9 protein-coding genes are annotated in these 10,459 nt (G+C 63.7%); 1 reads left to right on the top strand and 8 read right to left on the bottom strand.

Translation table 11 applies throughout. From position 1 onward, the window contains the following. Positions 1 to 242 precede the first annotated feature (242 nt). Positions 243 to 419 (top strand): hypothetical protein, encoded by a 177-nt coding sequence (locus QDY28_RS30235; protein WP_179613316.1) that lies wholly within the window; start codon positions 243 to 245, stop codon positions 417 to 419. A 7-nt stretch (positions 420 to 426) separates the two neighbouring features. On the opposite strand, the gene QDY28_RS30230 is transcribed toward QDY28_RS30235, so the two are convergent. From QDY28_RS30230 to QDY28_RS30195, 8 genes are all read right to left on the bottom strand, one after another. Continuing rightward, positions 427 to 1,353, bottom strand: coding sequence for an ArdC family protein (locus QDY28_RS30230; RefSeq protein WP_028753473.1), 927 nt, complete (start codon positions 1,351 to 1,353; stop codon positions 427 to 429). A gap of 300 nt (positions 1,354 to 1,653) precedes the next feature. Further along, complete coding sequence (locus tag QDY28_RS30225) at positions 1,654 to 2,241, bottom strand: hypothetical protein (protein ID WP_028753474.1); 588 nt, start codon at positions 2,239 to 2,241, stop codon at positions 1,654 to 1,656. Positions 2,242 to 2,605: 364 nt separating this feature from the next. Then, positions 2,606 to 3,013, bottom strand: a complete 408-nt coding sequence (locus QDY28_RS30220; RefSeq protein ID WP_028753475.1) for a hypothetical protein — start codon at positions 3,011 to 3,013, stop codon at positions 2,606 to 2,608. Continuing rightward, positions 3,010 to 3,357 carry a hypothetical protein gene (locus tag QDY28_RS30215; protein WP_037135796.1) on the bottom strand — a complete coding sequence of 116 codons (348 nt, stop codon included), beginning with the start codon at positions 3,355 to 3,357 and terminating at the stop codon, positions 3,010 to 3,012. Before QDY28_RS30215 ends, QDY28_RS30220 begins: the two co-directional genes overlap by 4 nt. Continuing rightward, positions 3,357 to 4,241, bottom strand: a complete 885-nt coding sequence (locus QDY28_RS30210) for a DUF7007 domain-containing protein (protein ID WP_028753476.1) — start codon at positions 4,239 to 4,241, stop codon at positions 3,357 to 3,359. Before QDY28_RS30210 ends, QDY28_RS30215 begins: the two co-directional genes overlap by 1 nt. Then, positions 4,238 to 4,714 carry a hypothetical protein gene (locus QDY28_RS30205; RefSeq protein WP_015341932.1) on the bottom strand — a complete coding sequence of 159 codons (477 nt, stop codon included), beginning with the start codon at positions 4,712 to 4,714 and terminating at the stop codon, positions 4,238 to 4,240. Before QDY28_RS30205 ends, QDY28_RS30210 begins: the two co-directional genes overlap by 4 nt. Before the next feature lie 92 nt (positions 4,715 to 4,806). Beyond that, positions 4,807 to 6,591, bottom strand: coding sequence for a ParB/RepB/Spo0J family partition protein (locus tag QDY28_RS30200; protein WP_015341931.1), 1,785 nt, complete (start codon positions 6,589 to 6,591; stop codon positions 4,807 to 4,809). Positions 6,592 to 7,139: 548 nt separating this feature from the next. Continuing rightward, positions 7,140 to 10,459 (bottom strand): DEAD/DEAH box helicase family protein (locus QDY28_RS30195; RefSeq protein WP_331384812.1); only part of this gene is annotated, 3,320 nt, incomplete at its 5' end.

Below are 10,459 nucleotides of genomic sequence, written 5' to 3'. Positions count from 1 at the left end.
GAAGCCGGTCTTCGATCAGACATGCCTCATCGAGCCCGCGAAGGTCGTGGCCTGGTGCAGTAGTCGAAGGGATATGGCAATGGCTGCCAATCCACGAATGCCCGTCCGACCGTTACAACCATCGCTCCGCTGTCCTGTCCACATGCCAGACCCAAGCCTCGCTGAACCCCCGAGCGTAGGGCGTTGCATTGCCCATCCTCCGCGCTATCGTCGCGCCTTGCGATTCGTCGCCGGGAGGATTTATGCGTCAGCAGACAAAACCGTTTATCGTTGAAATCAAGCCGTCCCGGAAGCTCAAGCCGATTGACCGGAAAACCTCGATCTGGGGCAAACTGGACCTTGCAACTGATCGTGACGCGCCCACCGCGGCTGACGACCGAGAGTTGCCGGTCGCTGGCGAGACCAACGACCGGCGCTGACAAGTCGTTACGCAGCAAGGCGCTCGTCGGCTGAGTCGGGCTGCAGCGAATGCAGGAACGTTACGGCCCGTTGCGCATGCGCTGCCGCCTGGAAGATCGCCCGTCTGTCGTCGGTCAGGACCTTGAGCCAGGAGTCAAGATAGGACGCATGATCGGGTCGTGGGTCGAGTTCGGGAACAATGCCGAGGTCGGCGCAAAGGAAGCAACTGCCGAGCTCGGCAATCAATTCCTCGCGCGCACGCTCGCTCTTGTCCTTGGCGTAGCGGCTGAGGTCGCGACCGACACGGTGGTCCGGCGCGGTCCAATGGGTGACCTCGTGACTGAGGGTTGCATAGTAGCTTGCAGCGTCCTTGAAGCTCTCGAACAGCGGCATCTGAATGAGGTCGGCGGCCGGCGAGAAGAAGGCCTGGTTGCCGCCGTGGCGAATGGAAGCGCCGGTGTTGCGGAAGAACCAATCGGCATGCTCGATGCGCTGGACCGGATCTGGAACCGGTGCGGGCCGCTGATGATTGTAGTGGTCGGGAAGTCCGTCGATCTGCTCGATGTTGAACACGCTATACGCCTTCAGGAAGGGGATTTCCCGCTCGACTTCGCCGCCGTTCCCGTCGGTTTCGGACTTGGTGAACCGGCTGGCGAAGACGACGGTCGTGCCGGTCTCGCCTTTGCGCACCGCGGCGCCCAGTTCAAGGGACTGCTTGAACGTCATCCATGTGGATGACGTATAACCCCGTGCGATGCCCTCCGACCATAAAAGCAGTACGTTGACGCCAGAATAGGGTTGCCCGTTGTAACGCAGCGGCCGGGTAATGCGGCCTGCCGTGTTCGCCGCATTCCATGGTTTCATCCAGGGCCGCACGCCCTTCGCAAGATCTTCGATGATCTTGTCGGTGATGCGGGTATAAAGATCGCCCCTCTGATTTTCTGTCCTGCTCATATCAAAACCTCCGTTTCGAGGCCGCGCCCGTCGCGGCCCGTTGCGGAGGGTCGAAGGCAGGAGCAGGTCAGTCGGCGGATGCACCGGAACGGCCGCAACAAAGTGGAGGACGGCAAGGCCGTTGCGTCCGCCGGCGGCTCCTGCAGACCCGACGAACGGAACGGGCTGCGCTGCGCGCGCCATCGGCTTCATTTCATGTTGCTCGTTTCCGCCTCCGCGACACGAAAAAAGCCGGTCCCGCCATGGAACCGGCCGTTCTTGTGTCGACTGAAAAGCCGGGCGGAGCCCCGCCCGAGCTATCTAATCGAAGGCTGAGATTTGCGCTTCGGCCGCCTTGCGGCTGAGCGACGTGCCCGGCTGCTCGACCGGCCGGTCGAAAGGCTTCCAGGTCTCGCCGATGACCTGGGCATAGGCAGCGACGGCACCTTCGGCTGCCATTCTGAGCGAATGGGCCTGTATGCCCATGTCGGCGGCAAACTCCCGCTTACGCTGGGCGGCGCTGTCATAGCCGACGGGGCCGTCGAGGTCCTCGTCACGGGCATCGTTCGCGGCCTTGGCCGTGGCATCGCGCGCTTCGGTGACGGCGCGGCTGTAGAACTGGCCGGCGCCATGGGCAGAACCGACATAGGCGCCGACGATCCGCTGCAGGTGGATCTGCATGGCCTTGTCGCCAAGGCCATCGCCGAGCGCATCGGCTGTCTCGATGATCAGGCGCTCATGCAGGTCGCGGATGCCGTCGCTGTCGATGACGGCGGTCCCGAAACTCTCGGCGATCTTCAGCGCCTGGCTGGCGTCGGGGCAGGTGAGCCGGACCATTTCGACGGTGGCGCCCTTGCGAAGTTGCACGACGCGTGGGGATTGGCGAGGAGAGGATGCGGGCTTGGCCATGGTCGTTTCCTTTCGAGGTCGTCCGAAGCGGCTGCGGCCCATGCCGGCTTGCCCTTCGGTGCGGTCAGCCCGAACCGGCGGAAAGACGGGCGCTTCAGGGTCCGGCCCCACCTGGACGAGCGGAGCCGGTTTGCGTGCGAAGAGGGCAAGCTGCCCTCGACGGAGCACGCGAGCCTGCTCCGAGAAGGACGGCGGGGTCCGGCCGCACCGCGGCGCGACAGCGGCCTTGAAGCGCACGGCCGCCGGTTCAGACCGCAGCAAAACCGAAGGGCAAGCCGGCGTGGAGAGGGAGACGACGTCCTCGAAACGAAACTGGAGGCTCCCCCGCAAACTCCGTCTTCCCCACGCGGGCGTGAATGCTCGCCTACCGCTCGGGCGGCTTGGGCAACCGGTAGGATTGCAGCCAGCTCGGACCGTGCGAGTTGCGAAGGCCCCGCAGCAGACCGCCGTCATCATGCGGCGGACCGCCCATCCACGCATTGCTGAGGATCGATTTCCAGCGGCGGCCATGCTTGGCGGCATAAGCCTGAAGCGCCGCTTGCTGATCCGCCGTCAGGGGCGGCATTACTTCATGGCGAAAACGGGCAACACGCGTCTTTGGCGAGGCCTCGGACACTGCTTCCCTGGCCGCGATCAGGCGCCTGAGTTCCGCAACCCCCGCGTTGACGCAGGCTTCGCCCTCGAGGTGATGGAACTGGCGCCAGAATGCGGTTCTCTCGGCTGGCGATGTGCCGATACCGGCTTTTCGCTCCAGTTCTCCGATCGTGCTCATAGCGACGCTCTCCGGGCGGTTGCGACGGGTGGATCGGATTCTACTCGCGCCCGAAATGCCGTGATTGCCGCATCCTGCCGGGCAAGTTTTCGGGTAAGCGCGTCGAGCTCGGGCTGGCGCTCGGCCGTCAGAGCTGCCAGGTTCGCGCGGTAGCGTTCGAGGAAGGCGCCCGGCTCCGGCGGCTTGCCCCGGCGAAAGCCAGCCTGACGTCGGCCAAGCTGCGGAATGAGCGCTGTCATGCGGCGCGTAATCTGCCGCTCGATGAGAGCGAGCTGGTGCTGTGTCTTTCGCCGCGCCGCTTCCATTCTGGCAAGCGAGCCGGCCTGTCGTTCGGAACTGGCCATTACGACGCCCTCCCACGCCAACCGGCGAAGCTGGAGGGTCCGTCATAGACGGCATGCCTCGCCTCATCGATGACAAAGCCGAAGCGGCCGATTGCATACTCATCGCTCGGCACCAGGAAGCGACGCTCTTTCACGCGCTCGCCGCGCTTGCCGCCGATCGTGGCGATCACCTCGGTCATGCCGGCGTTATGGTCTGACCGTAGCGCCGAGATGACGATCCAGTCGCCAGCGTGCTGCCGCGCGAAGGCTCGGGCATCCTTCTCGTAGCACTCGCCGGGTGCAAGGGGGCGACCGGAGATCGCCTCCCAGACATCCGGCCAACTGTCGCGGATCGTCTTGTCCGAGCACTTGCGTTCGTAGGCCGTGAACAGGTCCGGAAAGGTCAGGGCGACGACCGCCCACGCGGCATCCTCCTCGTACCAGCCGCCGTCTGCCCTCAGCATCGGATGGACCCTGGCGTTGCGAGCAGAGGAGAGTTGGAAGCCGCCATGGCCAGCCGTTGTGTGGGAGACGATGCCGTCGGCGTAGACGGTGGCGCTCTGGGACGCACCCCAAGGCGTGCTGCAGGTCATTCGCACGCTCTGTCGGGAAAGCAACCCCAACTCGCGGCTGTGTTCCGCCTGTTCGATCATACGGTCGCGAAACGCCGCTTCGTCGGCGACCGCGCCATGGTGGGAATAGAAATCATCGCGCTTCAGCGCGGCAAGCGGCCGCGACACGCGCCATGCACTGGCGAGCAAATATTGCCCGCCACCGGCAGGAACCATTGCGAAGACGAGATCGCCGATCCGCGCGACAGCCATGTCGTCGGCGGCTCTGGCGAATTCCACCCCTAAATCTTCAGGGGTGGAGGCCTCTATTTGGGGCGTGTGTGCCGGGTTCATGCCGCAGCCCTCCCTTCCATGTGATCGGCAGCAATCTCATCCTCAGTCACCTCGTCGAGAACGGCATGAGGATAGCCGTGCTGGGTGAGCCATTCCTCGGCCGCGTGCCGATCAACGGCGAGATGCACGAGCTCGGCATTGGCGCCGGCGCGATCGAAAACGCGAACCGATCCGAGCGGCGGCCGCTCGATCACTTTGAATGTCAGCGTGCTCTCGAGCGAGAAGGTGCGGTGGATGCGGATGGCGATCACGCCACTTGCGCCGAGATCGCCCTCGTGAAGCGTAAAATTGGGCGACAGGCTCGTGGCGCCGAGGCTGCGCTCGCCCTCCTTGCGGACCAGCCGGCCCTGACTGTTCCGGGTCTTCCAGGCGGCGAGCTTCTTGCTGAAACGCTCGGGCGGTCGGGGAGTGCCATCCGACCAGGCGACGATGGAACCAACAGGGGCGAGGTCATAGATCAGAGACGCGGACATTTGCGCATCCTCCTTTGAGTTTTGATGGTGGTGGAAACGAAACCGCCGCCGGGGCGGCCGGCGGCGGAGGATCATGCGGAGAAGAGGGTCTGCTATTCCGCCGCGATCGCGTAGGCGGTTTCCTCGTCGCTGGAGGGGTCATCATTTGTCGTCACCGCATCAGCGTCAGGATCCCCGTGATCCAGATCCTGTGCGTCTGAAGCGTCGGCGTCGTTGCGAGCGTCCGGCTGCGCATCGCCGCCGATATCGCCGATCGCCTCTTCGACCGGGGCATTCTCCTCGTCGAAGCAATCGCGATGTTTCAGGAGATCGGCGATGTCCTTCGGGTCAGGCGCAAACAGCGCCGCCGGATGGACGAAGGTTGCCTCAGTCGATGTGAAGTGGTCGACGAGGGCTGCGCGGGTTTCGCGGACCCGCGCCCGGGGCTGGAGGTTGGCCTCCTTTGCCGCAGTCTCCAGGGCCTGGCGCGACAGGCACAGAAGGAAGTCCTCTGTTCCCATATTCGGTAGGAAGCCTTCGGCGCCGATCGCCTCGCCGGCGATCCTGGAGACGACGCCGCTGTTCGACATACCACGGCGGCAAGAAAGCACGTCGATGAGGACCGAACGGGCGGCGACACGCACGCTGTCCATATCAACCGACAGCCTGCCATCGGCGGAATAGAGGCGCGCGGCATGACGTTGGAACCGCCTCAGTCCGAACATGGTGTCGTTGGCGCCGGAATCGACCCGGACATTGGTGCCGGCAAAGGCCATGACCAGGAGAGCCATCAACATGTCGTCCTCGATCGGCGCGCGGGCCAGCGCCTCATGCAGCGCATCGGTCCGGAAATCACCGATCATGTCGAAGCCCTTCTGCGTGACGTCGGGCCTTGTCTTTCCGGCGACCGCCGCCTCGTCGTTGGCCTCCTCCGTCCCATCGGCCGCGGTGCCGGTCTGGCCGGCGGACTTCCTGACCTCCGGCATCCGGTAGTGAACGCTCTGCACCTTGCCCTCGCGATCGAGGTACATTGCGGTGCAATCGCCTTTGCCTGGCTTGCCGTAGACGCGTTCGGCCTTCTTCGGCAGGTCCGGCTGGCCCCAATTGTTGACCTCGACGATCGCACCCTTCTTCGGCAGGTTGCTTGCCATCCACTCCTGCTGGGCGCCGAGGAACGCCTCGACATTTGTGGTGTAGCGATTGTCCTGATCGGCCGGGCCGAACAGGTCCTCGGACCACTCGATACCGTAGGCCAGGCGAAGATCATCGCCGAAGCTTGCATCGCGAGCGTACATGCGGGTTTTCGACAGCCCGTTGGCGATCTGCCACCAGGCTGCCGTATCGCCCTTCTTCGGCTTGTGGGCTTTCCAGACCTCTTTCTGCTCCTCGGACGAGGCAGCGGCGATCGTCCTCAGCTGCTGCTCGTTCGGCATATCTCCCTTCGCCATCTGGTCGAGCATCGAAGGCAGAACGTTGGCGAGCAGACGGAGCTTGCGGATCTGGCGGACGGGGAGGGCAAGCGCTACGGCGATCGCCTCCTCGGTCCAACCAAGCGCGACCAGCCGCTCGATGCCGCGCCATTGGTCGACGGGGTTCAACGGCTCACGCGCGATGTTCTCGATCATCGAGCGCATGGCGCCATTGTCGTTGGCCGCCTCGACGACGATCACGTCGATTTCCTCGAGACCGGCGGCGACCGCCATGCGTGTGCGCCGGTGACCCGCTTCAATGACGTAGCCGTTGCCACCGGCTTCCGGGAAAATGACGGGCGGCTGGATAACGCCTACAGCCTTGATGGTCGCCAGAAGCAGGGCGTCGGCCTGCGGCGTCGACTTCGACTGACGCGTGTTGTCGGGGTTGTCCTTCAGCGCACGCGGATCGACCTTCATGAGTTGCATGGGATGCTCCTTCTCGGGGATTTGGACACGGCCCTTCTGCCTGTCCTTCTCGCGTCTTCATTTTTCCGAAGACATCTCCCGGACCGCGGAGCGGGCGGCCGGGTGCAACTGCGGCCGAGCATTGCTGCCGCGAAGGACGAGCGGGGCTGACAGCCCTGCGAAGGCGAGTGGCCGGGATGCGGAGGCGGCGGTTGAGCGGAAGCGGCGACCGGCGAACTGCTCTGCGACGATTCCTCTTCCTTCCTTCCTTTCTCCCTTGCTTCCTTCTCGTGTCGGCGGCAGAAGCGGCGGCTTGCACGCGACTGGACGTCGATTTTGATAAGATGGAAAATAAAAAAATGGGCCAGCGGAAACCGCGGCCCTTGAAGTGTGAAGGTCAATAAACCTCCAGAGGGGAACAGCTGCTGCGGCGGCACTGGGAGGAGAGGCCGCCATGTGCATCAGCTGCGTGCGGTATGAACATTATTTGAGCAGACGGAAGTCATTTATTGTGCAATGCAGCTATGCACATGCTGCACCGCATCCAAAAGACCGCAATCGGCCGATGGTCAAGCTGCCTCTGGCCTGGCGGCCGCTTCCTCGCGCGCCGTAGTCGCCAATTCCTCCTCAACGTCTCGAAGCTGCCGGCGCTTGTCGGTAAGCTCATCTGCAAATGCGAATACGCCGCCTTCGCGCGAGCGATAGGCGCCAAGACGCCGCTCGGCTTCATGCAGTCGATGCCGATACCGCGCCTGTTCATCATCAAAGCCGGCAAGCGCGTGCTCCAGCCGCGAGATCGCGCCGATCGGCGTCACGGTGACGGCAAGATCGACCTCCTGGGTGGCGCCGGTACGCTGGAGGAGGGTGGCGTAGTGATAGCCGTCACCCTTACCGAACCGCTCGCCGGAATAGATCACATCGAAGCCGCCGATCGAAGCAATGGCGACATCACCCTCCTGTTGAAGCTGGACGAGGGTCAGGATTTCCTTCATCAGCGCCCGGCCGGCAAGCTTACGCTCCTCATAGGTCTCGCCCTTGACCACCATCACGAAGGCATCGCCAGCAGTCGGAATGAGCTGTTCGATGTCCCTGGCAATCTCGCCGATACGCCGGATCGAAACCTCGATGTCGCGCTCGGCATCACGGATCTGCCGGCGCACGGCATACTGATCGTCATCATGAGCGGCGCGCAACCGTTCGAGCCGGGCAATGTCGGCCTCGAGCCCCGCCTTCTGCATTAGCCGTTCGTCACCGCTCGCGATCGCCTTGGCCATGGCGAACTGGTTGACGGCTCCTTCGCCGAGGTCTTCCAAGCGGCGAATCGAAGTATCGCCTGAAAGTGCCGCGGCAATGAAGCGGGCCTTGCGCTCGTTGTTCTGCCACATAGCAGCGTCGAGCGAGCCCTGGGTGGCATAGGCGAAGATATCGACCTCGTCATGCTGATTGCCCTGGCGGACGATCCGGCCCTCGCGCTGTTCGATCTGCGAGGGCAGCCAGGGAACGTCCAGATGATGCAGCGCCTTGAGACGAAGCTGCGCGTTGACGCCGGTCCCCATGGTCTCTGAAGAGCCGATGAGGAAGCGGACCTTGCCGGCGCGCACGTCGGCGAACAGACGCTGTTTCGCGTCGCTCTTCTTGTAATCCTGCATGAAGGCGATTTCGGATGGCGGAACGCCCATCCGGACGAGTTCGTCGCGGATCCATCGATAGGCGGAAAAGCCTCTCGTCTTCTCGACATTGATGGTGCCGAGATCGGAAAAGATCATCTGCGCCGCCCCGGGCAGATCGAACTGCTTGCCGTCCGGCCGCAAAAAGGTCCGTTGTGACGTCTCCTGCCAAATACGGAAGGCGTTCTGGACCAGCAGGTTGAGCTTGTTTTCCGGCTCGTTCTCGCTGTCGGGGTCGACCAGGCGGAGGTCAATGGCGGCATGGCGCCCATCGGTGATGACGGAGAGCAGAATGTCATCGCCGGGCTGCGCCGGCCCTTCGCGCATCTCGATCGCCTTGATACGGGCGTCGAGGATGGTCTGGTAGTTCTTGAAAGCCTGCGTCGGCTTGGCGGTGAGAATTTGCCGCCGGCCGGTGGAGATATCAGGCACCCTGACGTAATCGCGCAGATCCTCGGGCATCACCACGTCAGCGAAAGACCGGAACATGGCGATCAGTTCGGGGACGTTGACGAAGGAGGCAAAGCGGCTGACAGGCTTGTATCTGCCCGACGGCTGGATCTCGAGTTCGGTCGTCGTGTCGCCGAAGGTCGAGGCCCAGGCGTCGAATTCATGCAACCCGCGCTCGCGCAACGCGTCGGATCCGAGCAGGCGCTGGACCGAGAACATTTCGCCAAGCGTATTGGTGATCGGCGTGCCGGAGGCGAGAATCAAGGCCCGGCCGGGATTCTTCGTCTCGATGAAACGGGACTTGACGTAGAGGTCCCAGGCACGCTGCGAGCCGTTCGGATCGATGCCTTTCAACGTCGACATGTTGGTGGCAAACGAAAGCTTGCGGAATTCCTGCGCCTCATCGACGATGATCTGGTCGACGCCGATTTCAGAGATCGTCAGCAGATCGTCCTTGCGGGTCGACAACGCCTCCAGCCGTTCCTTCAGACCTTCCTTGAGCCGCTCCAGCCGCTTGCGCGAGACCCGATCCTCGCTGTCGACCTTGGTCAGCAGATCCTCATATAGCTCCAGCTCGTCCTGGATCATCTGTTGCTCGAAGGCCGATGGCACGGCGATGAACCGGAATGCCGAGTGCGTGATGATGATGGCATCCCAGGTTGCTGTTGCAGCGCGGGACAGGAAGCGAGCGCGCTTGTCCTTCGAGAAATTGGTCTCGTCGGCGACGAGAATGCGGGCGTTGGGATAGAGCGCCAGGAATTCGCGGGCCGCCTGCGCCAGGCAATGGCCCGGCACCACCAGCATCGCCTTGGCGATCAGTCCGAGGCGGCGCTGCTCCATGATGGCGGCCGCCATCGTCATCGTCTTGCCGGCGCCGACGGCATGCGCCAGATAGGTCGCTCCCGACGAGATCATGCGCCAGATGCCACGCTTCTGGTGCCCATAAAGAATAAAGGCGCCAGAGGCGCCGGGAAGTTGGAGGTGGGAGCCGTCGAAGCGCCTGGGCGCGATGTTGTTGAAGCGGTCGTTATAGACCCGCGCCAGCCGGTCGGTACGATCGGGATCGGTCCAGACCCAGTTCTGGAAGGCTTGCTTGATTTTCTGCAGCTTGTCGCGGGCGGCTTCGGTATCGACGACGTTCAGTACCCGCCGCTCGCCGTCTGCGTCCTTGAACACGTCGAAGATCTGCGGCACCCGGCTGTTCAGCGCATCGGCAAGCAGCTCGCCGGCGTGACGCCGGTCGGTGCCCCATTCCGATGTGCCGGCCGCCGTCCATCCGAGCTGTCGCGCCTCGACGGTCCATGAACCGAGCTCCGGCAAGTGGTGGATCCTGATCTCGGCGCCCATGGTCTCGTGGACGAAGTCGACGATATCGGTCGCTGGGATCCAGGGTGCACCCAGCCGAGCGGTGATGTCCGAGGGGCGTAGATCGGCGGGCTGTACTGCTTCAAGCCCCCGGACATTGCGCTCGTAGACGGGATCCAACTCGGCCGCGGCTTTTGCGACCGCGAGTTTCGTGCGCACGGCGCCGGAGAGATAGGCGTCCGCGGTCTGCCAGGAGCCATCGGCGGGATCGCGAAAGATGGCATCGCCAAGCTCGTGCCGAACGTCGTCGGTGTCGCGATGCAGGAGTTCGGCGATGTGGTCGAGGTCGATACGACCGCGCTCGTTGAGGACGACGGCCAAGGCATCGGCGGCCGAGGTGATGACCGGCGGGGCAGGGGGCGCGATGACGCGTTCGGAGAAAATCGCTCCGGGCCTGGCGGTATCGG

Origin of the sequence: Rhizobium sp. BR 362 (assembly GCF_036528765.1) — a bacterium.
In the GTDB taxonomy this organism is placed as follows: domain Bacteria; phylum Pseudomonadota; class Alphaproteobacteria; order Rhizobiales; family Rhizobiaceae; genus Rhizobium.
Note: the sequence above shows the minus strand (reverse complement) of the source record. Positions and strands in the feature narration are given on the sequence as shown.